Annotated in this window: 1 protein-coding gene; it reads left to right on the top strand. The window is 58.6% G+C overall.

The genetic code is table 11. The annotated features are described in order from the left end of the window. Positions 1-26 precede the first annotated feature (26 nt). Positions 27-399: hypothetical protein (locus tag D7X55_RS42260; protein ID WP_199747491.1), on the top strand; the 373-nt coding region annotated here is incomplete at its 3' end.

Below are 399 nucleotides of genomic sequence, written 5' to 3'. Positions count from 1 at the left end.
GTATTGCATCCAACCTGGAGGTCAGTGTGAGAAGTTTCCGAATTCATGCATTTGCTGGTGCATTGATGTTGGTGCCGGTATCCGTTTTTGCTTTTGCCCCGAGTGACGACCATGGAATCAAGTTGGCCGGCCAAGGACTCGGCCAGTCGATTCCGCAGGCACAAGACCTCAGCGTGGATCCCGGCTGGTTGGTCTATGGGTTCGAGCGCGATGGCATGGATTATTTCCAGGTAAACGATCTCGCAGGGCACGTGCACATCGTGATCGGCAATGCTGCCGGCACGTTCTGGGTGCTGCCGGCAGGTGACCCGTCTGCGAAGGTGTCGTTGCCGGAGCAGCGCCTGCCTGTTCCCGCCAAGGCCACCAGAACGGTTGTCTATCGGGCCCCCGCATTCACGC

The organism is Corallococcus sp. AB049A, assembly GCF_003668885.1.
Taxonomy (GTDB): domain Bacteria; phylum Myxococcota; class Myxococcia; order Myxococcales; family Myxococcaceae; genus Corallococcus; species Corallococcus interemptor.
The sequence above is the reverse complement of the archived record's forward strand: the minus strand, read 5'-3'. Positions and strand labels throughout refer to the sequence as shown.